At 45.5% G+C, this 23,063-nt stretch carries 29 protein-coding genes and 2 pseudogenes; 12 read left to right on the top strand and 19 right to left on the bottom strand.

Features of this window, described 5'->3' with window-relative positions; all coding sequences use genetic code 11:
* Positions 1-4: 4 nt before the first annotated feature.
* From BM100_RS12440 to rdgC, 3 genes are read right to left on the bottom strand one after another with little or no spacing between them, the layout of a single operon-like run.
* A complete protein-coding gene (locus BM100_RS12440; protein ID WP_092511389.1) occupies positions 5-751 on the bottom strand; it encodes a hypothetical protein in 747 nt (248 codons plus the stop codon).
* Positions 752-1,036 carry a PAAR domain-containing protein gene (locus BM100_RS23060; protein WP_169924732.1) on the bottom strand — a complete coding sequence of 95 codons (285 nt, stop codon included), beginning with the start codon at positions 1,034-1,036 and terminating at the stop codon, positions 752-754.
* A gap of 20 nt (positions 1,037-1,056) precedes the next feature.
* Positions 1,057-1,980, bottom strand: coding sequence for a recombination-associated protein RdgC (rdgC, locus tag BM100_RS12430; RefSeq protein ID WP_092511387.1), 924 nt, complete (start codon positions 1,978-1,980; stop codon positions 1,057-1,059).
* Positions 1,981-2,202: 222 nt separating this feature from the next.
* Between rdgC and BM100_RS23595 the strand changes: the two genes are divergently transcribed.
* Both BM100_RS23595 and BM100_RS12420 read left to right on the top strand, forming a co-directional pair.
* Positions 2,203-2,448 carry an AbrB/MazE/SpoVT family DNA-binding domain-containing protein gene (locus tag BM100_RS23595; RefSeq protein WP_092511385.1) on the top strand — a complete coding sequence of 82 codons (246 nt, stop codon included), beginning with the start codon at positions 2,203-2,205 and terminating at the stop codon, positions 2,446-2,448.
* Positions 2,445-2,798, top strand: coding sequence for a type II toxin-antitoxin system PemK/MazF family toxin (locus BM100_RS12420; RefSeq protein WP_244590670.1), 354 nt, complete (start codon positions 2,445-2,447; stop codon positions 2,796-2,798). Before BM100_RS23595 ends, BM100_RS12420 begins: the two co-directional genes overlap by 4 nt.
* A 496-nt stretch (positions 2,799-3,294) precedes the next feature.
* On the opposite strand, the gene BM100_RS12410 is transcribed toward BM100_RS12420, so the two are convergent.
* Positions 3,295-4,029 (bottom strand): hypothetical protein, encoded by a 735-nt coding sequence (locus tag BM100_RS12410; RefSeq protein ID WP_092511379.1) that lies wholly within the window; start codon positions 4,027-4,029, stop codon positions 3,295-3,297.
* Positions 4,030-4,228: 199 nt separating this feature from the next.
* Here BM100_RS12410 and BM100_RS12405 point away from each other — a divergent pair, with 199 nt between their 5' ends.
* Entirely contained in the window at positions 4,229-4,498 is a 270-nt protein-coding gene (locus tag BM100_RS12405; protein ID WP_092511377.1) for a type II toxin-antitoxin system Phd/YefM family antitoxin, read from the top strand.
* A 2-nt stretch (positions 4,499-4,500) separates the two neighbouring features.
* On the top strand, positions 4,501-4,794 hold the full coding sequence (locus BM100_RS12400) for a type II toxin-antitoxin system RelE/ParE family toxin (protein WP_092511375.1): 294 nt from the start codon (positions 4,501-4,503) through the stop codon (positions 4,792-4,794).
* A 96-nt stretch (positions 4,795-4,890) separates the two neighbouring features.
* On the opposite strand, the gene BM100_RS12395 is transcribed toward BM100_RS12400, so the two are convergent.
* From BM100_RS12395 to BM100_RS12365, 7 genes are read right to left on the bottom strand one after another with little or no spacing between them, the layout of a single operon-like run.
* Positions 4,891-5,499 carry a phage baseplate assembly protein V gene (locus tag BM100_RS12395; protein ID WP_244590669.1) on the bottom strand — a complete coding sequence of 203 codons (609 nt, stop codon included), beginning with the start codon at positions 5,497-5,499 and terminating at the stop codon, positions 4,891-4,893.
* Positions 5,492-6,472 (bottom strand): hypothetical protein, encoded by a 981-nt coding sequence (locus BM100_RS12390; protein WP_092511373.1) that lies wholly within the window; start codon positions 6,470-6,472, stop codon positions 5,492-5,494. The genes BM100_RS12395 and BM100_RS12390 overlap by 8 nt, the downstream gene beginning before the upstream one ends.
* Complete coding sequence (locus BM100_RS12385; protein ID WP_092511371.1) at positions 6,456-7,253, bottom strand: hypothetical protein; 798 nt, start codon at positions 7,251-7,253, stop codon at positions 6,456-6,458. The genes BM100_RS12390 and BM100_RS12385 overlap by 17 nt, the downstream gene beginning before the upstream one ends.
* On the bottom strand, positions 7,246-7,980 hold the full coding sequence (locus tag BM100_RS23050; protein WP_175494949.1) for a hypothetical protein: 735 nt from the start codon (positions 7,978-7,980) through the stop codon (positions 7,246-7,248). Before BM100_RS23050 ends, BM100_RS12385 begins: the two co-directional genes overlap by 8 nt.
* The gene (locus BM100_RS12375; protein ID WP_092511369.1) at positions 7,977-9,191 is read right to left on the bottom strand and encodes a phage tail protein; all 1,215 of its coding nucleotides are present in this window, start codon (positions 9,189-9,191) and stop codon (positions 7,977-7,979) included. Before BM100_RS12375 ends, BM100_RS23050 begins: the two co-directional genes overlap by 4 nt.
* A complete protein-coding gene (locus BM100_RS12370) occupies positions 9,184-9,516 on the bottom strand; it encodes a baseplate protein (protein WP_092511367.1) in 333 nt (110 codons plus the stop codon). Before BM100_RS12370 ends, BM100_RS12375 begins: the two co-directional genes overlap by 8 nt.
* The gene (locus tag BM100_RS12365; RefSeq protein ID WP_092511365.1) at positions 9,513-10,166 is read right to left on the bottom strand and encodes a hypothetical protein; all 654 of its coding nucleotides are present in this window, start codon (positions 10,164-10,166) and stop codon (positions 9,513-9,515) included. Before BM100_RS12365 ends, BM100_RS12370 begins: the two co-directional genes overlap by 4 nt.
* Before the next feature lie 768 nt (positions 10,167-10,934).
* Between BM100_RS12365 and BM100_RS12355 the strand changes: the two genes are divergently transcribed.
* The 5 genes and pseudogenes from BM100_RS12355 to BM100_RS12335 all read left to right on the top strand — a co-directional run bounded on the left by BM100_RS12355 (position 10,935) and on the right by BM100_RS12335 (position 13,109).
* Complete coding sequence (locus BM100_RS12355; RefSeq protein ID WP_092511363.1) at positions 10,935-11,291, top strand: hypothetical protein; 357 nt, start codon at positions 10,935-10,937, stop codon at positions 11,289-11,291.
* Positions 11,292-11,377: 86 nt separating this feature from the next.
* Positions 11,378-11,491 (top strand): annotated as a pseudogene (locus tag BM100_RS12350) (contractile injection system protein, VgrG/Pvc8 family); the annotation flags it as partial.
* 307 nt (positions 11,492-11,798) lie between these two features.
* The gene (locus tag BM100_RS12345) at positions 11,799-12,149 is read left to right on the top strand and encodes a type II toxin-antitoxin system RelE/ParE family toxin (protein ID WP_092511361.1); all 351 of its coding nucleotides are present in this window, start codon (positions 11,799-11,801) and stop codon (positions 12,147-12,149) included.
* Positions 12,150-12,151: 2 nt separating this feature from the next.
* Complete coding sequence (locus BM100_RS12340) at positions 12,152-12,451, top strand: helix-turn-helix domain-containing protein (RefSeq protein ID WP_092511359.1); 300 nt, start codon at positions 12,152-12,154, stop codon at positions 12,449-12,451.
* Between the two features lie 298 nt (positions 12,452-12,749).
* Positions 12,750-13,109 carry a helix-turn-helix domain-containing transcriptional regulator gene (locus BM100_RS12335; protein ID WP_092511357.1) on the top strand — a complete coding sequence of 120 codons (360 nt, stop codon included), beginning with the start codon at positions 12,750-12,752 and terminating at the stop codon, positions 13,107-13,109.
* 149 nt (positions 13,110-13,258) lie between these two features.
* On the opposite strand, the gene BM100_RS12330 is transcribed toward BM100_RS12335, so the two are convergent.
* The 5 genes from BM100_RS12330 to BM100_RS12310 all read right to left on the bottom strand — a co-directional run bounded on the left by BM100_RS12330 (position 13,259) and on the right by BM100_RS12310 (position 17,857).
* On the bottom strand, positions 13,259-13,534 hold the full coding sequence (locus BM100_RS12330) for a helix-turn-helix domain-containing protein (RefSeq protein WP_092511355.1): 276 nt from the start codon (positions 13,532-13,534) through the stop codon (positions 13,259-13,261).
* Between the two features lie 159 nt (positions 13,535-13,693).
* Positions 13,694-15,001: a hypothetical protein gene (locus BM100_RS12325; protein WP_092511353.1), complete on the bottom strand. Its 1,308-nt coding sequence runs from the start codon at positions 14,999-15,001 to the stop codon at positions 13,694-13,696.
* 22 nt (positions 15,002-15,023) lie between these two features.
* Positions 15,024-16,268 carry an MFS transporter gene (locus BM100_RS12320; RefSeq protein ID WP_211284505.1) on the bottom strand — a complete coding sequence of 415 codons (1,245 nt, stop codon included), beginning with the start codon at positions 16,266-16,268 and terminating at the stop codon, positions 15,024-15,026.
* A gap of 16 nt (positions 16,269-16,284) precedes the next feature.
* The gene (locus BM100_RS12315; RefSeq protein WP_092511349.1) at positions 16,285-16,563 is read right to left on the bottom strand and encodes a hypothetical protein; all 279 of its coding nucleotides are present in this window, start codon (positions 16,561-16,563) and stop codon (positions 16,285-16,287) included.
* A gap of 61 nt (positions 16,564-16,624) precedes the next feature.
* Positions 16,625-17,857 (bottom strand): dTDP-4-dehydrorhamnose 3,5-epimerase family protein, encoded by a 1,233-nt coding sequence (locus BM100_RS12310; protein WP_211284504.1) that lies wholly within the window; start codon positions 17,855-17,857, stop codon positions 16,625-16,627.
* Positions 17,858-18,450: 593 nt separating this feature from the next.
* Here BM100_RS12310 and BM100_RS12305 point away from each other — a divergent pair.
* A pseudogene (locus BM100_RS12305) lies at positions 18,451-19,136 on the top strand (IS1 family transposase); the annotation flags it as partial.
* Between the two features lie 289 nt (positions 19,137-19,425).
* On the opposite strand, the gene BM100_RS12300 reads toward BM100_RS12305, so the two are convergent.
* Positions 19,426-19,683: a helix-turn-helix domain-containing protein gene (locus BM100_RS12300; protein ID WP_092511347.1), complete on the bottom strand. Its 258-nt coding sequence runs from the start codon at positions 19,681-19,683 to the stop codon at positions 19,426-19,428.
* Between the two features lie 37 nt (positions 19,684-19,720).
* Entirely contained in the window at positions 19,721-20,605 is an 885-nt protein-coding gene (locus tag BM100_RS12295) for an IS982 family transposase (RefSeq protein WP_092511345.1), read from the bottom strand.
* A 568-nt stretch (positions 20,606-21,173) separates the two neighbouring features.
* On the opposite strand from BM100_RS12295, the gene BM100_RS12290 reads away from it, so the two are divergent.
* Both BM100_RS12290 and BM100_RS12285 read left to right on the top strand, forming a co-directional pair.
* Complete coding sequence (locus BM100_RS12290) at positions 21,174-21,953, top strand: type VI secretion system baseplate subunit TssF (protein ID WP_092511343.1); 780 nt, start codon at positions 21,174-21,176, stop codon at positions 21,951-21,953.
* Positions 21,954-22,256: 303 nt separating this feature from the next.
* The gene (locus tag BM100_RS12285; protein WP_092511341.1) at positions 22,257-22,736 is read left to right on the top strand and encodes an Hcp family type VI secretion system effector; all 480 of its coding nucleotides are present in this window, start codon (positions 22,257-22,259) and stop codon (positions 22,734-22,736) included.
* Between the two features lie 33 nt (positions 22,737-22,769).
* On the opposite strand, the gene BM100_RS24075 is transcribed toward BM100_RS12285, so the two are convergent.
* The gene (locus tag BM100_RS24075) at positions 22,770-23,060 is read right to left on the bottom strand and encodes a DUF2645 family protein (RefSeq protein WP_420855325.1); all 291 of its coding nucleotides are present in this window, start codon (positions 23,058-23,060) and stop codon (positions 22,770-22,772) included.
* Positions 23,061-23,063 lie beyond the last annotated feature (3 nt).

The following is a 23,063-nucleotide window of genomic DNA, read 5'->3' as shown; positions in this document are numbered from 1 at the left end:
GCTCCTACGATAATGCGGCAATGACAGACACGGGGGTGATGGCTTTTAATGCGCCAGTCATGACCGGGCTTTCAAGTAAGCCAGAGATAATTGAAACGCTGACGGCATCGTTAAAGGCTTTTTGCGCCCGGTTAGCAGAGTCATTTGCCTGTGTGGCTAAACGATTGACGGCCTCAGTGGCTTTATCAAGATTTTCAAGTGAACGCGTCAATGCTTCCGCGGTGTCGGTTAGCCGGGTGATTTGTTCGTCGCTCAAGGTTGGAATAAGGCCACCCGCCCCCAGCCGATTATCCAAGCGTGAATTGATCTCTTTCATTGCTGCCTGAATATCACCCGTATTAATCCCCGCAACGAGCCGGTGTTGGGTGGTTGTTATGTCGGTATCCGCAATCGCTTCAATCAAATAAAAGGGGGTGTTGTCGGGTAACAGGTGGCCTTTTAAATAACATGCCCAGCCAATACGCATCTGGGTCAATGGGGACGGGTTTTGATAGCCATTGATGGCGTTATGGAACGCATGTGCCGCGTTGGCCGAAACCGTTAATTTGCCAATGACATCTGTCACTTTGTTCACGGCATAAGTGACTGAAGCGGGATAGCGGGTTTCTGCCTTCACGAGCTGACGAAGTAACGCGGCTTTTTCGAGGGCATTATCCGCGGTCGATTTGGCGATGCCCAGCGCAGCGGGAGGGTGCAGTCCTTCCGCGGCCAACGCCCTGAAGGCGGCGATTTGTTTTTCATTGTTTAACATTTAGCTTACCTTAAAAGTGGCGTCCCCAGACACCACAACAGAGCCACACGAAACCGGATCATCCACACAGCAAAGGGCTTTTCCGTTCACCGTAAACCACGGCCTGGTGCTGATAGCGGTGCCGTTATGGGTGCTGTTACTGTCAGTGTGATCAGGAAACACATTCCCGTCCACCAGCACAGGAACACCATTGACTTTTACCAGGGCTTCACCTTCGGAGGAAGGGCGGGGCGGAAATCCCCCATGCCTGGAACAAATTGAATTTTTCGTCCCCACGGCAGACATTGTTCACCTTGATAAAATGGTTATTCCCTGGGTGTCTGTAGTTTGCCCAGTGCGTCAAAAATGAGGGTGTAAGCCGTGCGTAGCTCATTCACCATTAAGATAAAATCCGCGTATTCACGGGATAATTCGTCCTCTTCAGCCTGATTTTGTGTTGAAAATACTTCACCAAACTGGAGTTTTTTCAATTTGCAGGAGTGGGTGAGTTCTAAATCCAGTCCGTATTGGGTATCAACATGGATGCCGAGCGTACAAACCTGGCGACCTTGCTCTAACAGCATGGAAACGGCTTCGTCGTTGTTCAGCCTGTCTTCTTTGTTGAAACGGACTTCCCCATCGTCATAAATCAGATCGGCTTTTTTAATTTTCTCACTGAGGCGCAGCTTGGCCGGCAGGGTACTCGCGTCTTTTAGCCAGTTCGTCATCCCCAGTTCAAAGGGGGTTTCTGTAGCAACAGGGACAACGGGCAGGGATCCCAACGTTCGACGAAGAAGCGCCAGCACATGCTCAGCGGTACGGGGGGACGTGGTATCAATGGAAATTAAGCCGCTATCAACGTCAATCCACATTTGAATGGTGTTCCGCTTTGGGAATGCGCGGGGTAAGAGTTCCTGGATAACGTCATCTTTGATTTGCGCTATTTCAGAACGGCGCAATTTTCGCGCTTGCACTGACTCCAATTTAGCGCGTTTCGCCTTCAGGTGTTCTTTGATAATGGCGGCCGGAATGTCTTTTTTCTCCCTTATGGCCACAACCAGCATATGATGACCGTGAACAAACATCGCTGGACGGGCATCATGCATTAACCAGCCCAGACGGGAAGCCTCATGCGGATGACAGGGCGTAAATGCACGCTGTGGCATAAGGGTAAGTAAGTCCGCTTCGGTGAGATTCGGCACCGCGCGTGATAACTGGTAGATGAGGGTGTTTTTAAAAACGTTGAACATCAAAAGGACACCTGTTTAGCAATACGGACATCGATTTTATCAAAACTAAATAAGTAGTTAGAATGTTATTATAATCGTAATCCGCAAATAAAAGCAGATTGAAGAGTTCGCTCAGTCATTATCCAACCGTTAATTTACCGTAGTCTTATGCTCAGTTTGATGTGTTGTGTGATGTTTATACATGGTTTATACTATGTATAAACATGTAATGTTGAGGTTGCTATGACAATAGCCATTAAAAAATGGGGTAATAGCCAAGGTATCATTATACCTACGAATATTCTTAATCAGATTGGCTTGAGAATTGGGGGGGCACTAGATATGAAAGTGGATTCCGGAAGAATTATTTTAACGCCGAGAAAAGAAAGAAAAATATTTTCTGAAGCTGACCTACTCGCAGGCTTGAATGAGTATAACGCACATGCGGACGAGTTGGCCGTGATAACCTCCGCTGAACTAGGTGAATGATGCCTCCATATTTACCCAAACGAAATGATATCATTTTTCTTGATTTTGAACCTGTTAAAGGAAAGGAAATAGGAAAAATCCGGCCAGCCCTTGTCCTTTCCAGTGAGGAATATAATAAAAAAACGGGTCTGGTTATCATATGTCCGATCAGTACAAGTATTCGCGGAGGCGCTACTGAGGTGCCGATCAGTAATCTGGAAAAGCCAAGTGTCGTTGCGGCAAGTTTGATTCAGACTTTATCGTGGCAAGAAAGAAAATCAAATTTTGCGGTTATAGCTGAACCGGACGTGATGGATGAAGTGTTAGCCCGCCTAATTCCTTTAATTGGTGCGGCTCATTTATTTGATTAGCCTAAGTTTGCATCTTTTGTCGAAGGCGTAGGGTAGATAAATAATGACTTGTAGCGCAACGTATTTACTACCCTGCTATTTACATTCTCATTGCGAAAAACCGAACTCTGGTGCTTTTGCTTTGAATCCTGACGCACTCTCAAAGGTGATCTCCCCCTGAGACTTGATCGTTGTTTTGCCTCCTACATTCAAGAAAAAATTCCCGGTCGGATGGTGGAACACATCCCCGGCTTCTTGCCATATTGGTGATAGGTGTGCGGGAGAGTAGAGCATTTAAAGGGAACTCAGTCCGAATTGTGCGATCTGAACAAACGCCAACAGGAGAGCACACAAGGGCGCCATCAGGGGGAAATGCATATTATAGTCCTGTCGGATTTCGCCCCCCACTGATTTGAGCACCATCGTTTACCCCGTTAACAGCTATAGTGACTGCCAGTACAACACCCGTCTCGGAGCCATGGTTCTGAGTATTTCCCGTAGCCAAGTAGATGGCCGCCTAACGGCGCTCTAGATCAATATTCGCTACCCGAGAATGGGGAGCATTGAGGTTGAAACGATTGAGTTCGCCATGGAGAATTGAGTTCATTTTCGCAGAGTCGAGCGCTTTGAAGGCGAATTTTGTGACGTAGGCCTGCCTTTCCAGTAGATTCTTTTTCTCCAAGGTTGAAAACAGAGCGTTACTGGCTTCCTCGAAGGAATCTAGGCTTGATAAGTTTTTCAGGTTATTGACGAATTCCGAAATGCTGAACACATTCTGTTTCTTTTTTAGCCAGTCCGTCACTGAGTATTTATTATTCCAGGCTTGAAGGATTTCTATTTCCTGATCATTATTGGCTTTGAGTATTCCGATGAAGGTGTGTATGTTTCCTTCGGAGGCGTTTCCGTTGGAGGCGTTTCCGATGGTGATCCTGAATAGGCCACTTTGATTGAAATCGAAAGTTTGCAATATATGTTCAACGAGATCATTACCTACGGGAGTTCGGGTAACGGAATGACTCAGGAAATAATCTGCTAGCGCACCACAGTTACCCGTGTATAACATGCTGATACTGCGGCGAATATTACCCAGATCAACGCTAGAAATATTCTTAAATTTTTCGTTGCTTAACGTATCATCGGGATCGTATTGATTAAGAATACACCATTGCATGAACGCTTGATGGTCGCCAAGGTAATAGGCTTCGTCGAAATTTCTCTTTAGTAACTCTGTTCCCCATATTCCCAATGACATGGTTCGTCCTCCCGATTAGCTCAATACTCACCCCGCCTATTTACCAGCTGGATTGGTTAAAGTAACTATCTATCAGAATAAGCTACTTTCATATTTTCACCACTATTAACCAAGCGATTTGAGATCACAGTGAGTCTGGTGATTCTTTGAACTTTTAGCTATAATAGCTATTCAAGCCATTTTAGACGGAAAGTGATGTATGGAAATTATTCCTGCTCAATTAGCCAAGAACCAGTTTGGTGACCTGCTTATGAAGGTGCAACGTGAACCTGTGCAAATTAATAAGCACGGCAAGCCTGTGGCCGTGGTTATCTCTCCTGAAGAATATGATCTGTACACCAACCTCAAATTAGAGAGTTTAAAAGCGGTGCTGGCGGAATCCATTGCACAAGCTGATCGTGGCGAATTACATAGTATTGATGATGTGTTTTCCCCGTTGACGATAGATGAACTGGAGAGTAAGGCTTAGGGATGAGTGTTCGGTTTACTAAGAAAGCCAGAGAACATATTCGTGCAATAAGACTTTATTCTATGCGGCGGTGGGGAACGCATGTTGCGGAGGCTTATGCAACTTCGCTGCGTGTGACGATGACGGAAATTCTTGACCGTTACCCATCCCCCGGGCGTGATCGCAGTGAAGATCTGCATTCTGGTGTGCTGAGTTTTCCCGTCGAGAGTCATATTATCTATTATCGGGAAGTTCCAACGGGTATTGAAGTGCTAGCGGTGTTGCACCAGACGCAAGATCCACATAATCATCTGTGATTAAATAATGGCTAGTGATATGTTTTGTTAAATCGGTTGTATGGATTTTTTATTTCCCGCCCAACCGATCTACTTTTGTTATATTGACCGGAATGATTACTGCGAAAAACTGAATTCTGGCGCCTTCGCTTTAAACCCCGCCGCACTCTCAAAGGTCATTTCCCCCTGAGACTTTATCGTTGTTTTGCCTCCTACATTCAGAAAAAAATCTCCGGTCGCATGGTGGAATACGTCCCCGGCTTCATTCATCGCGATACATGCCCCGCTTGCCATGTTGGTTATTGAGATACCCCCTCCGGCGGTATGAATGACCAGTAAGTTATTGCGCTTATACACAAAATCTTTCGTTGGTGATAGGGCTGGCAAGGGGGGAGCACCCGCCACGGCAGGGGCTTCATAGGCACCCCCTTGGCCGGCGGCTTCCGGCGCGACGTTCGGGATACCGTTAGGGGCGTCCTGGGCGGCTCCGGTGATCATGGGATAGCGACTGTCGCCCCCATAGGGAAACTCAACCCAGACCAGATCGCCTTTGACGGCGGGAGTAAATGCGCCCCCGACTGACAGGCGATACTCCGCCCACGGTAACGCCTCATCGGGTATACCCTCCCACAATGATAACAGTTTCACCTGGGCTTTCATCAGCCCGGCAGGGTGCTCTGTCGCGATGACTCTTGCCCGGTGGCTGCCATAGAGCGCGTTACGCATTGGGTACCCCCAGGATCATGCGGGTACTGTAGGCAATACGCTCTTCAAACTGTGTCACACGCTCGACAATCATATTCTTGGGGATGGACTCATCAATACGGTTATCCGGATCATAACGATGGATAACCACCTGTATCACGGAACCCGCCTGAATTGCCGGATTGCCCGTACATTCGATATCCAGTTTTGGGATCAGAACCCGCCCCCGATTTTGTAATGTCCCCATGTCGGCATCTGACACCATTTTCACCGGCAGTGAAGCCTCCCCGAACGAGCGATAGCCTTCCGTCATGGAGTAACCGACATAGCGGTGCTGTTTGGCGGCCGTGACGGCAAAATCGGCGTTAAGGTTACGCATCTTGGTAATACGATACCGCGCTTGCGGGTTATTGTACTCGTAGGTGAACGCGGGTTTGGTTTTGATGAGGTCGATCATCGATTTCAAATGCAGCTGACCGCGGGCTGTCCAGGTCAATGCCCCGTGGTCTGTTGCTACTTGCCGGATCAGCGTGGCCGGTTTTTGCCCCATGTTTAAATGATAGGTACCCAGCCGGTTAAAGGGGTCAGTGACGGGATGGAGGCCTTTTGCCAGAGAGCGGATCACCTTCTCGGGTTCAGCATCAACAAAAAAGCGGGGGGTGCTGGTGGGAATAAGCAGCGTGCGCATGGGTATCGCGATACTGGTGATGGTCACGGTATCCCTGTTGAGCGGCGCAGACACGATAGAGAATGTTTCTTTAAATAAAGCCTGTTCGCCTTCGGGATCGCCCAGGGTGGCCGTTATCACTGCTCCTTCTTTTACCCCCATGTTATCCAGCACGTAGCCGGTGACGTCACGGACACTCAGCAGCAACAGCGGCGCTTCCAATTTGGCGATTTCGATGTAGGCGACGGAGGTCACCGATTCGCGCGGTAAGACTTCACCGTTAATCTCAAGGGACTGTAAAAAATACTGGTTAGATTGCTGTACCATGCTGGCCTCTGGGCGTCACCTTGGGGGTGTTGACGACGTTTTTTTCAACCTGCGGGACAACGGCATGCGCCATAATGATATCGGCCTGTACCTTTATGCTGGCTTTGGCGCCAAAGAGGCGGTCTTCCATTACCGGCAATGACACATCTGAAAACGCAATGTCTCTGGCATCATTGAACGCACACTCAATGTCGACTTCCGCATGGGCTATATTGATGCGGGCATGAAAGCCGGTGGAAATCATCGTGGCAAAGTGAACGGCAATCGCATTGCACAGGAGCGATAACGGCTCTTTCTCCGCCGACAGGACAACAATATCGTAAACCAGGTTGACGGGGTGGGCGTCCAGAACCGCCACCACCGTGTTATCCTCAAAAACCTCGCCATACCTGTCCCGCCTTATCTGTCTGTCGTTCGGCATCACATCGTAATCCATGGTGCGGGAGAGGTTAATCACGGGCAGGGCGTCCGGATTGGCATAGGGGTTATCTGACTGGCTTTTTCTGCCGACTTTCGCCTGGCGCAGGGTTCGCATGAAATCCTTGATATCGTCGAAACGGCCAAGCAGTACCTGATCGCCCGCTGGACGGCGGAGAAAGTCAATAAACCCTTGATTGTGCCTGTCAGGCTGATTTACCGTGAGTCCTTTCAGGCAGGCGGCTATATGGTTGCCGACGGCAATATCAATGCCCCGAAAACCGCTGACTTCCCTTTCCCCGTTGGATTTGAGCTTCAGCGACTTAATGCGCATGAGAACATCGTTGTCTTCATTTTTACTCATGGTCTGTACCTAAGGCGGACTGGCTGAAATTGCGGGCGGGGATGCAGTAATAGAGTGAGCCTACAGAGGCCGTGCCATACGTAAAAATACGCAATACGTACCAGAATCGGCGGGCGACGTGCCCATCAGACAAGGCTTCGTTCCATTCCAATATCGAACCGACCGGTGCGCCGGTGGTGGCGACCCTGACCACTAGAAAATCATCAACGCCCCCATCTTGATTGTCATCCGTATCGACGGCCGTAAAGGATTCGCGTTCATCAGGGCAGTCCAGCACCCTCACTGTTTGCGGATCGGTATAGGAAAGCTCGCGTTGATGGTTATTGAACTCCGTAAAAGCCGGTAGTTCAAGACTATCGCCATGAGACAGTGTAGGGGCATCCTCCACGGGACGATAGAGTAACGCATCATAGCTGTCAGGATCGCCCTCTACCATCGTCATCCAGTCCTGACGAACGAGATCATTTAAGGGGGCGTGTCCCTGGTAGCGGGGCTTCAGGCTGATATCCTGCCCTTGGGTGGCTAAATTCACGGGCAAAACGGCGTGTGATGGCTGCGCCTGATTTTCGTCTGCCGTCGCCGTTTCTGGTGGCGTGTGGATTGCCTCTAAATCCACCAGCTCCGGCGCTTGCCGAGCACAGTCTGTGTTGGATCGTAACTCCGCGGAGTCCATCCCGGTTATTTCATTGTCTGGTATCTCATCCAGCCAGGTGTCATAGCGGCTCATGCGTGACCTTTAGTTTGTTTATTCATGTATTCGTTGAAGGCGATTTCAGCTTGTTTTGGACTCTTCCCTGACATGATGAGTGCATCCATGAAGGCTTGTTTTTTTAGGCTGAACGCGTCTTTCAGCTGCTGCTTTAACAGCTGCTCCCGGGCTTTCATGCGGTTGATGTGTGCCTGCTTCTTTTGCAGTTTCAGGCGTTGTGCATCGGTGAGCTTTTTCACTTTCTGTAGCTGTGAACGCAAGGCATTCAGCTTCTTGGGATCTTGCTCGAGTTTTTGTTCCAGTGCCGCCAGACGCCGTTGATAACGTTGGTATTCACTTTTTATCGCGGTGTGGTTGGTTTGACTTTTTCGGTTCCGGTTAAGCTGTTTCAGCTGGTCTTTCCCAAAAAACGTCGTGGTTTTTTTCTCATCATCCCCAAAGTGGGTGGCGCGGGCGTTTTTCTGCAACAACCGGCCAACCTGCAATTGCCAGGTGCCGGCCTGCATGCGGGTCATGGCATGAATGACGTGTTTACACGCCACCCCTTTTAAGTTTGGGTTCCTGATTTTGGGGTAAATGTATTCTTTTGGGGGACTGACCGCGAAATTGCCGGCGGTCGCAATGTAGCGGTACCAATAGTGATGGCGCCCACAGTCACAATCAAACGACATCCGGCCAGCGCACAGCTGGCGCACCACACGCGACGTGTTGTTTTCTGCTACTGACAGGTGCTCCAGCGCGGTATCCCATTCTTCAAAGCGGATTTTCACGCGGTGATGCTTGTCTTTCGATTGGTCGGAGGCCGTGACGCTGATAAGGGCAATATTGTGTTCCATACCGATAAAGGCGGCGGTTTTGATGCCGGAGCCATCATCGACTGTATTGTTTGCCCGTTTGACATCAATCGTGGTGCAGCTGGCTATCAATTGGGGATAGGTTATCCCGGCGGTGCCGGTCTGAAACCCCGTGCGGACTTTTTGCCGGTTTTGTTCAAATGCCTTCAGGTCGTCTTGGGTGAATAACGTGCCGTCACGCTTCTTTCCCAACGCAATCACATCATCAAACTGCTTATTCTTCAACAGTGATGGCGTGAGCAGCCTGCCGGCCTTGCGTCGGCGGCGTTTGGCCTGTTGATCTTGGGTGATTTGATTGAACAGCCGGTTAAATTCCCGGGGTTGCAACCCCGCTGTCTCATACCGGCCTGTCTCGGTACGGGAAAAATTAATCATTCATCACCTCCGGGGTATCAGCGTAGTGCCTGACCCTATCGCGTATCCAGGCGGCAGAAGGCAAAGACAGGGTGTCACCGATCGGCAAGGGTTCCAGCTCGCTTTCATGCCCGGCCACCAGCCTGACCACCCACCGCAGCACGGCATTTTTATACACCCGGTAGGCGACCAAATCGGCTCTGAACTCCTCATCGGGTTTGAGGGTGTAGGCGATATTGCTGGCATGGTCGTACAGCTGAGACTGGGCGATGATCTCCCGGTGCAGGTAGGCGCGAATGATCGGGTCGGCAATGCAACGGTCATCCAGTCGTGAATAGGCACTCATAAGATCACCGTATTTTTATCGATACGCGTACCGGTTAAGGGTGAAGACACGGTGTCCCGTTCGACGTTTTTGTCATAGGCACTGACCAGGTTAAACAGTGATGTGAATAGGGTAGGGGCGCTATCCACCGCCGCAGTTTGCATGGCCTTAATGTACGTGTCCGAAGCCACATTGTTGAATTGGGTGCTGTAAACCACCAGCAGCATCAGGATGTGTTCGGGGGTGAGTGACTCCCAGTCAATGCGATAAATGGGCTCCCCGGCCGTATTAAATTCCACATCCAGCAGGGAGGGGGAAATCTCATACAAATTTTTTCCCGTCGGGGGATAAAGGATGCTGCCTTGCCGTTTCAGCTCATTGTAGCGCCCCACGGCAACGACAATCACGGGACGGCCATCATGGTGCTTATCGCTCAGTTGGACACTGACAGCGCCAAGATGCCCGGCGATGTCACCGCTGATCTCCTCCACCAGCACCTTAAATCCCGCCCTGACCATTTTCGGCAGGTCTTTTGACAACGCGTTCAGCATCGCTTTTCGTTTTGTCGGCAGCAGTTTCCGGTCTTCTAAAATCAACTCACCGTCGTTAAACACAGCCCGCACCATCACGGGTTTTTTCATGGTGCTGATCACCGCAATTCTCTGGATCATAGTTCTCCCAAAAGTCAAAAGGCCGCACTGGGCGGCCTGTTCGCTTTTAGGTATCTGGTTTCGCGCTGATATCAAAGTTATGCAATCGTCGAAAAAGCTAACCTCACCCCCCAGACCCGCCCTTAAGCGAGGGAAATCGTAGCGTAACGTTATAATTTGCGGCAACAAAAAATGCGGGCTAAATTAAAAATAAATGCGGTGGTTCAATACTTTTATAAATTACGATGCCAAATCAGCATTGCCAGAGGATGACAACAAAATGATCAAGCCGGATTTATGTAGGTGGGGTTAGATATAGGCAAAATTTGGGGTAATTCCGGCTGAGCGTTTAAAAATTATATATAAATAAAAGGGAAAATGTATGAGCGATTGGGAGGCTGTCCCTGTATTGGCTGCATTGGATCTAGATGAATTGGTTGGCTTTTACACAAGTAAACTTGGGTTCCATTGCGACAATTTTGTTTCTAATGAATATGCGATAATTAGCAGAGGGGAAGCTGAAATCCATTTTTGGGCATGTAACGATAAGTACATTGCAGAGAACACTTCTTGCTATATTTTCGTAAGATATCCAAAGTGTGTTTCAAGAACTACAAGCGCAGACTGAAGTCTCTCCGCTTGCGGAAACTCCATGGGGGCATGTTGGAGTTCCACCTAATTGATCCAAGTGGAAATTTACTTAAGTTTGGGCAGCCAGTTTAGCTGTTTAATGCTCTCCCCAACTCCTGTTTATTCAAACTATATGGACATCGAACATGGACATCGAACTTGAAAAATCCATTCAAGCGTATGGCTTCTTTTTCCGCTGAAAAGAAGATAGAAATTGCCAGAAAGGTTAAGCAATTAAGTAGCGCAAGCAACACTGAGCAGAGTAAAAAAGAAAGGCATGCTGATGAAAAGGAGGGCGGAGAATCATTCATGGAGTGGTTGAAACTTCATCAGGAAAATAACAATGGAAATCAAAAAGAAGAAGCTCTGTCCTCTGTTACAAGTTCTCAGTTAAGGCTGTGGTATCTGAGTCAGATAAGCGACACCCATTCTATTGCCTACAATATTCCTGTTGCACTGCAGATAACAGGCAGTCTTGATGTTGCCAAGTTAAACCATTTTGTGGCACAAAACTAAGTCACATTGTACATGGTGGTGTTGGCAGCATTTAAATTGCTCCTTTTTCAGTACAGAGGTCAAACCGATATCGCTGTAGGATTAGTGTGCTGCCGGAAATGTGGCGAATAACGCTCAATCAGGACAGTCGCATATTTCAGCTCCAATCCGTTCCCGATATTCTCAAGCAATTGCTGAAAGAGCACCGGATTAAAGCGGACAACTAGTTTTATGACAACCATGGGCACCCGGCAAGATTCAAAATGCGCCAGGTAATGTAATGCGAACCAGTTTGGCGGTGCCTTCATGAATCCACATCAAGCTGAGAGCTATCGGCCATGCGAGAATTGCTCAGGATTAATTTCACTGACAAAAGGCGCAGCAATCGACGACCCATACCGGGAATGGTCAGTAAATTTTCTAAGCAATTTAACTACTAGAGGCTTGATCTCACATTGGGCTGTTTTTCTTGAAATTATAGCCTATTCGTTATATTATTAATTATAATGAATAGGCTATAGGTTCACTATGTGGGAAATCATAACAACCGAGTGCTTTGATGAGTGGTTTTTGACTCAAGAAGACGCTCTCAGGGAATCAGTTTATGAGGCTATGGGCATATTGGAAAAATTCGGACCAAAACTTGGTAGGCCATATGTTGATACGTTAAATGGCTCCAATTTTTCTAATATGAAGGAGTTGCGTATACAACATGCAGGTAATCCTATCAGGGCATTTTTTGCGTTTGATCCTACACGCCGAGCCATTGTCTTGTGTGCGGGCGATAAAACAGGTGTAAACGAGAAACGCTTTTATAATGATATGATTAGGCTGGCTGATTCGGAATACCGTAAACATCTTGCAAAACTGGAGAAATAATCATGGCTACTTACAGAGAGCTTTTGGCTAAAGAAAGTCCTGAAATGCAGGCGCGTGTGGCGGAGCGGGTTGAAGAAGTCAGCATCCAGATTGCTCTTAGCATGTTGCGTGATGAACTGAATATCTCACAAACAGAGTTGGCTGCTGTTATGGGAGTTAAACAGCCCTCTGTTGCTCGTATGGAGCAAGCCGACAACGATCCGAGGCTGTCAACACTTAAACGCTATGTGAAAGCGTTAGGTGGAGAATTAAGCTTGGACGTAACACTTCCAACCGGAAAGCGAGTTGCATTTCATCTCTGATGTTTACTAAGAAGCCATGTCAAACGTGGCTTCTTAAACTGGCTAAAGCCATAATATAATCACTAATGCCAATCGTTTAAGCACACTGGGTTGTTTTTCTTGGCCTATTCGGATACTTGGTGGCTTTTCTGAGCACCGCTCTGGGGTAGGCCTTTCTCTTCCTGTAGGGGACAAGAGCTTCCGGACACATGTTTATCCTTTTCCCATTGCCTTTCGTATTCAACAAAACCCCTTGGCTAAAAACTGTTGTGGTCAACAAAAATTGAGTATCTACAGGACTATAAGGCGAGGAAACCTAATGAAAATGAGTAAAACTAAAGAGGCTGCTCCTGTGACAACTAATGGTAATTTTTCACGTTCAGTGGGTCATGAGGCAGCTATGATTGCAGAGCTGAGAGCCGACCCTGATTACGCTGAAATCTACTTACAGACGGCATTAGAAGATATTTATGAAGAAGGAGGGATCCCTTCGTTTTTAACCGCACTCCGTCGTGTTGTGGAGGCTCGCGGAGATATTGGCGAAATTTCTAGAAAATCAGGTTTATCTCGTCAACAGCTCTATAGGACGTTATCCGAATCAGGCAATCCGACGCTTTCTACGCTAACAGAGATAACCCGAGCAGCGGGAGTTAAACTTATCCCCTCAATTCACGGATAACCCGCCATATGAAGCGGGTTTAGTTCCTTATAGCTCAGTGAGAGCGAGCTATGAGGAACTTCCTGATTGATACACCGCTGTTTCAGAGAGATAGAATTATCACTCACAGTGTACCACTGCAATTTCTGCATGTTGCAACAAGTTAGTGGTTATTTCTGAGTCGTATAGCGAGGTGTACGTTCTAGCAGTTGACCATCCCGATCGAAATATCGACTAGGCCAAATCTCTGAGGGATGTAGTTTAAGGCAATTTGCAATAATCCATTCGCCTTTCGGCCACGGACGTGATAGTGCGTTGGCTAATGTTGATGAATGGAGTCCGGCTTCACGGGAGACGGCGGCTAAGGTTGTACCACACTTACGGATCTGTTCATAATACGTGTAAAATGTTGGCGTAGTCTTGTTCGGAGAGATAAATATTGACATTTTGTTTTTGAGATGAATTTTGAAACACCAAAACACTTGGTTTCACAGAAAAATTAGCTGCGGGCGCAACTGTGTAAAAAGTGTTCGCTTTTGATACAAAAGAGAAAGAGGAAAAAGTTGGCGGTTATCGCAGCTACCCGGTCACTACCCCACAGACGGCTAGCGCAGTATTGCGTTTCTCAACCGAACCCTTTCGGCTTGGAGGTCCTTCTCCCAGTTCAACTCAGTGGTTTCGTATTCATACCGCGCCATCATTTGTAATACAGATGCAGGAAGTGGAAGGTTTGGAGGATTAACCCCATCCGCAGTATCGAGCATTTCGGCAGGAAGATTCACTCGATCCGCCCCCATGGGGGGTAAATCAAAACGTGGTTCGTTAGAATCAATAAACATATCATACTCAACTCGTACTGCATGGAGACCAGCTGCCGTATACCGGTACGCAACTCCAGAAGGAATTCGTATGTGGAAACGCGGATTGCTAGTAAAGCGGCACACAGCTCGCCGCCCAAATGTTGAGCTTCCCACGCGAAGGTCGGCCACCTCAAGAATAATTGCAGATCCTTCTCTATCAAGGAATGTGTGGAAGACAGTTTGCCTCGTGTGATACGAAAACCAAACACTCTCCTCTGCTTCCATGTCTATAATCACCCAATCGGCGACACACGACTCCGTGGTTGGAATTATCATCCATGATGCTTCTGCGATACTGCTGAAGCTGTTCAGCGAAAAGTAGCAGCCAATTGGACCGTTTTCAATGCTTGGTAACTGAGCAGTTGCACTACTATCTTGTGAGGAACTCAAAACTAACCTAATGTCCTTGCCTGCAATCGTCGCCTGAATTTCGGAGGACAATCGCGGCTGCCCCCCTTTAAGTAACTGACGCTGTACCCCATAAAACATAGTCGAGGCCGTCAACGGAATTTCCATTGTGTTGACATCAAATTCGGGAGCGTTGCTGATACCCTCCGTAGTACATGGGAAAAACTGAACATCATTGAGCAGATTCCAAGTTGGATTACTTGCATCCGCAAACAAAGTCAAATCGTTTCTTGTGACAACGCCCTCAATGTTCTCGAATGTGTGTGCAACACCACATGGGATGATCAACTTTCGCCAAGTGCTCGTTGTAAACTCCATAGACAGACGGCGGCCACGCGAAGGTGAGTTTCGGCGGCAATCGATGAAGTAACCAGTGATATTCTTGGATGTTGATGAGTGAAATGTGAGTCGATCTAATCGACCAACATGAACCTCAAAGGTGGAATATTTAAACCCGATGCCGTGGGTCACAAAGTGACCGATTATAGAACCTGTATTTGAGAGGATTTTTATTTCTGGGTGGCTTTCAGGGGCTTGGCTTTCCAGCAAATAATTAGAGACAAAGCAAAGGCCATCAATACTAGTCAATACTTGCTGGCAATCGTCAGGTAAAGAAAGAGGTTCAAATAAATGTTTTATTGTCATATTTAAGATATCTCAATATTATTTATAAGCTAATGGAGTTATTATCTTTTCGCCAATTGAGTACACTGACGAGAAGCAGAATCAACAATACAGAGTACAAAGCATATGGACCAATCACATCAAACGCCCAGCCAGCAAGCAAGATGCCTATAAGGCCAATAAAGCGGCTGATAAAGTCAATGGCTCCGTACCAACTACCAATAACTTCTCTAGGGATGTTTGTCTGAATAACGCTTGCAGCACTGCGGAAGTACATAGTCATTCCAACGTGAAACGTGAACATTCCAATTCCAACAAGATATGCGTTACCACTGGAAAAAATAGTAAAGCAGACCCCGAATGCCATTACGAAGTGAGCAGCTTTCAATATGACGGTAAGCTTTGAGAGTTTCGCATGACGTTGCAGTACGAAACCTCCGATCACGGCACCAAGTGTTCCAGTACTCACAAGATAGCCAGTCGTGGCCTCTGAAAATCCATGAAAACCTCGAAGCAGTGGAATCCAGAGAAGTACCAGGATGCCAATAACCAGAACACAGCTTGAATATGATGCTAAAAACCAGCGCCAACGGGGGAGTGTTAGCAGCTTATATGCAGCTACAGATGCGCTGAACACACTTTCTTGTATTCGGTCTTTGAAACACTCTTTATTACCAGTAATCGTGCTCGTGATAGCGGCATGTGCAGGATTTACCATTTTGAGAAAGAGCGTAAGTATTAGTGCACCGACCATGAAAGCAATTGAGCTCATAAGTGACATGGAGAGACCCACGTAAAGAATTGCAATTGTTCCGATAGTTGGACCTAGTACACCAGCCATACCGTTAAACACTGCAATTGTGCCATTGATAGTAGGAATATCATCTTTTGTGAATAGGAATGGTACCAAGGAAAAAACGATAAGTTGTGAATATTGATGGATAAGATCAACAAAGAAGGCAAAGAACCAGACAAGAGAGACGGTAGTATTATCGCGGCTGAGAACCACTACTGCTGCAGCGAAAACAACTATATTAGCTATTTGTGTCACAAGAAATAGCCGCCACTTGTTGAAGCGATCGATGAAACCAGCACCGAGAAGAGTAACCAGTATTTCTGCACAATAACCTACCGCGTAGGTTGTAGTAACGGAAATGGTTTTGCCCGTGATCGTGTAGGCAATATTAGCAAACACCAAATCATAAATGGCCTCAGATAATGTGAGGAAAACCCCAAGCGCCACAAAAATAGTGGTCACCTTGGGATTATAAAGTGAGGAGGGCTGCACAATTATTTTTTCTAAATTAGACGGTTACAATTTCGATGTCTTTTGGCAGTACGGCCTTCAATTCATTCAGGTTTTGAAAGCTGCCTTCAGCTATAATGGCATCAATAGCACTAGTCGTGGGAGCTTGAATCTTTCCAAGAAGAGTTCGTAATGAACCAGGCTTATCGAGATACGGACTAAGTGCCTTTTCGAAAGCGATCAGTGCAGCAAGCTCTTCTTCCGTCTTCGCCGAAGCAACAAGAGAAGACAGTTCTTCTTTCCAGAAATCTAGAGATATATCTTGAACAGGTTTCATATGAATCTCCTAATAAATGAATAAAAGAATTTAATAAGTGAATAACAGAAAAAGTACAGCCCTATTCGGTAATTTCCATCTGTTGTTCTAGCTTCGCCATCTGATAAACAACAGAGTCAGGGCAGCGTATCTTTGGACGCTGTAGCCCATATTCCAATATGTCGTCAGTTATCAATATCAAGTCGTTGTTGAACATAGGAATGTCGCTACGAGGTTCATTTTCATCGACGAACACCTCATGCTCGCAGCGAACTAAAACATTCTTTGCACACCGTATAGAATAGGCGATGCCATTCTCAATAGTGATATTTATGCGGGGATCGCAGGTTATTTTAAGACGGGAACTTACCCCGAAAGTTTCAGAATCATTTCGCAAATCGACAAACTCGAATTCAATATCTAATCCTTGATGATTCAGAAGCGTGTAGCATTTCTTAGTTCGAGCATGGAGATATTTTGTTTTGTTTATAATATTCTCATCAATGGCAGTGGGAAGATGTAGAATGTCAGCCACGCATGCTGATGTATTTGGTACAAGTGTCCAAGAGCTTGGGCCAGTAAGCGCATACCGATTGCGTCTCACCTCAACGCCTGGAATAGTTGGAACATTGAGCAGTCTTTCGAGTTCATTGGCGTCGTCGCCCCATGTCTTTGGTTCTAACATGATAAACTGTTCTGTAGCGCCGATCTTTACAGGATATCTTGCAAGGTAACTTTTAGGTTTATCGAGTAATGCCTGAGAAAGTTTAGATAAAAACAGATGCCCGTCGTCTGGAAGACGATGTTTATTAACCTGTATTATTGGGAATAAATCTAGTTTAATATTTCGTATAACGGAGATAAGATCGTTGTCAATATTCCAAGCTGGATTGTTTGTATCGGAATACCAAATGGGTTCATCGCGGGTTACGATATGTTCTAGGTTATCAAACGTATGAGCAACTCCTCGAGGAATGATGAGTCGACGGTGAACACTTGGCGCAAACTCAAGAGCAACGAGTTTATGTAGAGTTGAGCTGCCTTGTCGACAATCAACGAAATATCCATGAATTAATTTACCATTTTCACCCATAAATGTGAGCCGATCATCTTGACCCACGTGAATACCATAAGTCGAATACTGAAAGTTTGATTCGTGCGTTACGAAATCCGATATAAGTGGGCCCTCACTAGACATCAATTTCTTGGTAAACCAACCGCCAGGCCCGCTAATTTCAACAACAGAATTGGACTCAAATTTCAATCCATCGATTCCAAACTGCTTATCACAAACATGATCGTCAACATTGAGCATTTTGGTTACCTATAGTTAAATTTCAATGGCACAGTTGTGTTAAGTGTCGTATTTCGGACAATCATCTAAGCAGAACCGCTACGGCAACTGCTATGCAAAGAGTACAGCCAGTTTTGCGATTCTTCGAGCTTTGCAGCAGCGGCAGGATTTATTCAAATGTTGCTATCATAGAGTATTATTATCCCAATATTGCCTATCACCACCAAATGAGATCGTGAACACGTAATAAGGAACCATTCACATTCAAGCCAATCATTTACAGCAACCATCTTAAAATCCAGTTTCGCTGCCGTCTGGAATATTTCATTTAGTTGCCTACCGCAATTAAAATGTTAATAACATGTTAATAAAGTGTTATATAAGAATGTTGTTTGAATAGCAATAGAGGAGACTGTAATTAAAATTATGCAGTTTTCTATTTTTGATATAGGTGTACATTACAATCGTGTGCAGCCATGGTAACTACTCCTGTTAGTTGCTGATGGTGAGCGGTGTCGTACTTCAACACTCTCCGTGCTGCTCCCCAAAAGTTGGGTCATGACTCCAATAGTTAGATATTGAGATAAACTGCCACTTTTTATTATTGGTGAGATATGGCTAAGGTTGATGTGGTTTGTCGTTACTGTCACAAAACAGAAGATGTTAAAGGACATGGAAAAGGGCGTAGTGGACATCCCCGTTATCACTGCTATGCCTGCCAAAACCTTTCAATTGAACTATACCTACCAAGCCTGCAAGCCCGGTATGAAAGAGCAAATTGCAGATATGGCGATGAATAACTCAGGTATCAGAGATACGGCTCGGGTTCTCAAAGTCGGCATTAACACCGTTCTTCGCACATTAAAAAGCTCACGCCGAGAAATGTAACCACACTGCCCCTGCCGGGATGTCACATTCAGATTATCTGTGAGATAGACGAACAAGGGTCATTTGTGGGTAACAAAAGAAATCAGCGCTGGCTTTGGTATGCTTGGGAACCCCGCCTGAAAAGGATTGTGGCTCACGTATTTGGGGCCGCAGCAAGAAGACATTGAAAAAATTGCTGGCGTTTCTCACCCCTTTTAACGTTCATTTCTACTGTACAGATGATTTTGCTCCTTACGCCATTCTTCCTGAAGAAAAGCATATTGTTGGAAAGCATTACACCCAACGTATTGAAAGAATAAACCTAACACTTCGCACTCGTTTAAAAAGATTAAACAGAAAAACAATCGGCTATTCCAAATCGGAAGAAATGCATGACAAAGTGATAGGTACCTTCATTGAAACGGAATACTATTTTTTTTTAATCAATCTAACTATTGGAGTCATGACCAACTTATCCCCTCAATTCACGGATAAAATATATAATCACTCCAAATCCGCTTTATATGGCTGTCTCTTGATCGTATTTCCGACTCAAGAGGCACCACCAGATGGTAGCCATCAAGGAGAGTTTGGACAAAATTAGTTGATGATGGCTCAGTAAGATTAGAAGGCTTTTACAAGCCTTCTAGCTCATCAAAATGCAGACTTTATTTCCAATGTTGTGCAATCAACACATGAGCTAACACGGCGATTAAAACCACCTAACGAACATGACGAGGTGTACGTTCTAGCAGTTGACCATCCCGATCGAAATATCGACTAGGCCAAATCTCTGAGGGATGTAGTTTAAGGTAATTGGCAATAATCCATTCGCCTTTAGGCCACGGACGTGCCAGTGTGTTGGCTAATGTTGGTGAGCTGAGTCCGGCTTCACGGGAGACGGCGCCTAAGGTTGTCCCACACTTACGTAATGCAGCAATAATGTCGGCTGGATGCCAGTCATTTTTAATGTTATTCATTCCTGCTACCCCTTCCACTAATTAACCTGAATTCCGTTTACGCCGTCATTGGAAAATCTTCTTCTGAGTAGAAAACTTTCAGTGACGGTTTTTTCCATTTTAGGCAGTAAGCAATTACACCACTTAAAACGGTCAATAGAAATCCTTTTATACTTCGATGCCGAGAATGCTCTATTTGAGAAATGGTTTTTAATTGCCCATTAATTGTCTCAATAATAAAACGCTTTAATAACATTATATTATCCCACTCAGCCAGCACTTGCGCTTTCATGTTACGGCGCTTTTTCGTCATGAAAGTCACACCGGTTTGCGCTAAATCGTCTGCCAGTTCCTGACTAAGATAGCCTTTGTCACCATAAAGAGAACCCGTTAATTCTTTTGCTAATTCCAGAACCGGTTCCCGATCATCCACATTACCGGCGGTGACTTTGAGTGCCAGAATTTCGCCCTTATGGTTAACAATCAAGTGTAATTTGAAACCGTAAAACCACCCCATTGAGGTTTTTCCGCGCTGTGCCACCCCCTCAAACATCTTATGACGCGGAATACGGATGTTATGGCACACGCGCAAACTCGTGGAATCAATAAAAGCAATCCCCGTGGGTTTTCCTTTTAATTGAGTCAGATAGCTGCATAGTGGCACTAAGACAGAAGGGGCGACACTCACAAAACGGGTATAACTGAGTAAGGTTGAAAAATCGTGATGATGATATTTCCAAATATGCTCCAGATAAAAATATTTAAAATCACGGTAATGTGACATGTGAAAGAGGATCAGGATGGTCATAATTTCACTGGGATACATTCGACCTTGTCTGCGGCGTAGGCGATGCTTCTTATTGAGACAAAACTGCTCCCATTGAGGAATGAAAAAACGACAAAAGTCATCGACATCGCAGAAAATTTCAACTAATTTGTTCATTGCCTGTTCCTTTTTAGAGCGGTTTTAGGTGTGCACCAAAATTTTGCTCTTGGAACAGGCGCTACAGCAATCCTTTATCCAGAATTCAGGTTAATTAAACATTGATGGTGGTGATTCAAGGCAGGGTTAGCAGACCGGGAGTAACCAACCGGCGAGGCCGAAGCCTCCCCTACCTGAATCACCATTGAAAGGGTGATAGCAAGCACCACTGATAGAAATCCTACCAGTGGGGTTACTCTTCAAGGCTGCTAAACCTTACCACTGGATTTTGCCAATGGCGGGGCTACTTTAACGGATTGTTTTATCTGACTCAATAAGCGAACCCGTATAACGAGCGGTATTTTTGCCGCGTTCTCCTGCGAATACCTATTTGGCGTTATTTCGAAGAATCCCTAATGCAATTAACCGTTCCCAGTAAGACTCGTCCGAAATAACCCAAAAACCAGCCTTACATAAATTAAATTTAACGAATATTCTCGTAAAACCCCGTATTAATCCCATCAACTTTAAACACACATAAATATTTTCGATAAAATACCGATGGAGGCTTCATCGAAAAAGGAACGATGTGAAAAACTTTGAACACTATTTTCAACATGAAATTGAATATCTCCGCGCACTACAGCGGTTGATCAGTCAGGAAAAGCCTCATCTGGCGGATATCCTCAATGGACAAGAACCCGATGTGGAAAGAACCCATGAAGGCTTTGCCTTTTTGGTTGCGCGCCAGCACCAAAAAATTGATGATGCTTTTCCTGAAATCACCCGCCCGACATTGCAAAGTTTGGACTCTCAGGTACTCAAGGGCTTGCCGGCAACCAGTGTCATGCAGCTGCACAATGGTATTGGCGCCGACTACGCGTGTTCAGTACCGAAAGGCAGCCAAATTACCACTGAGAATGAAAGTGTCTTTGTCACCAGTCGGCAATGTGACATTGAACCCCTGACCCTTATCCGGCGAGAAATTTATCATCAGGCGCAAGAAACCCAGCTGAAACTGACCTTTCAATATACCGGTAAGGATGACCATTGGCCGATCACACCCATCAGCCTGTTTCTCAGTGCGGATGAAACGGTTGCGGACAGCCTGATGTTGGCGCTGAGACAATATGCCTATGGCCTTCGGTTATCTCGGGGAGAGACGTTGTATCCAATGGACTGCATTCGTCTGGAACCGTTGCAGGGCACATCGCGGTTGATCCTGTCTCCCCCGCAAAAATCAGGCAACTGGGCACCTCAATTATTGTTGGAATCCCTTTATCTGCCGCATGTCCACCACTTTGTGACGTTGGTGTTGCCTACCTCGATGCTGCGCCGTTTATCCATGGCCGAAGCCGGTGAATTTTAAAATATTCACAATCTGAGTTTCAGTAAATCGTGCTTTTTTCATGTTAACCTCTGCAAATATTGGGGCAGAAAATCTAATTATAGCTGTCTCATTTTAGGGGAAGTGGACAGTTGCAGTCGATACTGTAAGAAAAGGGTAAACTATAGTATCTCTACATTTCCAATTTAAAGAAGACAAACAAATAAAATTATCTTTTTAGTCTTTATTCTCATTTTAATTTAACTTTCTTTATAGTAGGGTTTTTGGAATTATCGAGTTTCATTTGAAATTTTTTACGCTTACATCTACATAGAAGGAATTTTTATGGCTAATTTAATTTACGCAACTATAAAAGGAAAAAAGCAAGGCATTATTTCCGCGGGTTGTTCTACTTCTGATTCAATAGGAAATAAATATCAATTTGGCCATGAGGATGAAATTTTCATTATTTCTTTTGACCATGAAATGACAAGGATGAGCAACGTAAATCATCGCCCTGTTTCATTTATTAAACCAATAGATAAATCATCACCATTACTTGGTGTCTCAATATCTGACAATGAAGAGCTGGAAATAGAATTTTTCTTTTATAGAACTGCTATTAGTGGCGGAAACGAACTCTATTATTCGGTTAAATTGAAAAAGGCTTTTATAGAGAGAATCAATGTTAGTTATCCTCATGCTATAAATCACGCGAATCAGCAACCAGAGGAAATGATTTCTGTAAGATATGCCAGTATAACATGGCAGCACTTTGCTGCCGGGACATCTGGATATAGTTTCTGGGAAGATAGAGTTTATTAATATATATGAAAGCTCCTTTATGTATTGGAGGAGCTAACAATACATTAACCGTATGAAAAAACGCCATGCCCAATATGCTACCAATGTCAGCAGCATAATATTTAATTTCAATGAATTAAATTTAATTTTTATGACTTTAAACAATAGTGGCAACATAAACAAAGCTGACACGGGCACTGAAACATCTCTTGTATCATCAACTACGAACGTGCGATGAGCTACACATGCATTTTTGATTTCATCTCCATCAATATATATTTCCTCCTCAAAAAAAGAAAAAGAATATATAATTAACAGGCAGAACAAATAATAAATCACATACATTAT

It is taken from the genome of Xenorhabdus mauleonii (assembly GCF_900113945.1).
Lineage (GTDB): Bacteria > Pseudomonadota > Gammaproteobacteria > Enterobacterales > Enterobacteriaceae > Xenorhabdus > Xenorhabdus mauleonii.
This window is presented reverse-complemented; position numbering and strand designations above follow the sequence as displayed.